Raw genomic sequence first — 1,338 nt, forward strand, 5'->3', positions numbered from 1 at the left:
ACGCTCAGGCGCACACTGGTGCGATCTGCCGGAACGCTACACCCGTTGGAAGACAGTTCATCGGCGTTTCAGCCGGTGGTGCCATGCTGGTGTATGGGAGCGGGTGTTCGACACGCTGACCGCCGACCGCGACAAGCAGTATCTGATGATCGACAGTACCATCGTCCGCGCCCATCAACAGGCGGCGACCGGAAAAGGGGAGCAAGGACCAGGCGCTGGGGCGTTCCCGAGGTGGACTGACGGCCAAGATCCACATGCTGGCGGATACGCTTGGCCAGCCATTACGCTTTCGCATCACATCGGGGCAGGCCAGCGACGTCACCGCCGCTCCTGACCTTCTGGAATGCCAGAAGGCCGAGGCCGTACTCGCCGACAAAGCCTATGACAGCAATGGCTTACGTGGAAGGATCGCCGCCATGAAGGCCGAAGCGGTCATCCCCTCGAAGCGTAATCGCAAGACCTTCATTCCGCACGACACAGCCATCTACAAGCACCGCAACCGGATCGAGCGATGCTTTAGCCGCCTCAAGCATTTCCGCCGCTTCGCTACACGCTACGATCGCCGCACCGCCCACTTCACCGGATTCGTTCATATCGCCGCGGCTATGATCTGGCTGCCGTGAATGTCGATCCGCGCTAGAATGTCGTTTGGTATCGAGGGGTCTTTCAGTCGAAACATACTGGGTCTCCTTGTCACCCATTATGCCTCACCGCACACGAAATTTCTGACAGCCCCGCCGGTTGACGTGATTGAGTGAGCAAGGCGCAGCCTTGTTGCTGACCGTGGCGCGCACGGGCTTGCCACGGATTACCCCCTGTAAACGCAGATCGCGCATTAGCCGTTCGACGATGCATCGGGCGACGGCAAAGCCCTCGCGGTTGATCTGCCGCCAGACTTTGCGCACGCCGTGGACGCCGAAGTTCTCAGTAAAGACGCGCACCACCTCCGCCTTCAGATCCTGATCGCGCCGGGCTCAGATCGATAGCCGCTCCGGATCACGCCGTTGTACGACACGCTCGTGGTAGATGCACGGGACAATCGGTATCTGTCAGGATATGGCGCTTGCGCCCCTTGGTCTTCTTGTCCGCGTCATACCCCCGCGACCCGCCGCTTTCCGTGGCTTTGACGCTCTGGCTGTCGATCAGGCCAGCACTGGGTGAGCCCTGGCGGCCTGCAGCTTCGCGTCCGATCAGCAGCAGGGTATGGCTCGACGACAACCATAGTCTGTTGTCCAGCCAAAGATAGAACCAACGCCGCGCCGTCGAGACCGGCGGCAAACACGGCGGAAGCATCCGCCACGAGCTGCCGCCACGCAACAGATGCAGGATTGCCTCGAC

Annotated in this window: 2 protein-coding genes and 1 pseudogene; 1 reads left to right on the plus strand and 2 read right to left on the minus strand. The window is 61.1% G+C overall.

What is annotated here, in order from left to right; genetic code table 11:
• The first annotated feature begins 173 nt into the window (after positions 1–173).
• Positions 174–623: an IS5 family transposase gene (locus A0U87_RS02740; protein WP_137405201.1), complete on the plus strand. Its 450-nt coding sequence runs from the start codon at positions 174–176 to the stop codon at positions 621–623.
• Positions 624–707: 84 nt separating this feature from the next.
• Here A0U87_RS02740 and A0U87_RS02745 read toward each other — a convergent pair whose 3' ends face one another.
• Complete coding sequence (locus A0U87_RS02745) at positions 708–956, minus strand: IS3 family transposase (protein WP_080993623.1); 249 nt, start codon at positions 954–956, stop codon at positions 708–710.
• A gap of 85 nt (positions 957–1,041) precedes the next feature.
• Positions 1,042–1,338, minus strand: a pseudogene (locus A0U87_RS02750) (transposase); the annotation flags it as partial.

It is taken from the genome of Sphingobium sp. MP9-4, assembly GCF_005281675.1.
In the GTDB taxonomy this organism is placed as follows: Bacteria; Pseudomonadota; Alphaproteobacteria; order Sphingomonadales; family Sphingomonadaceae; genus Sphingobium; species Sphingobium yanoikuyae.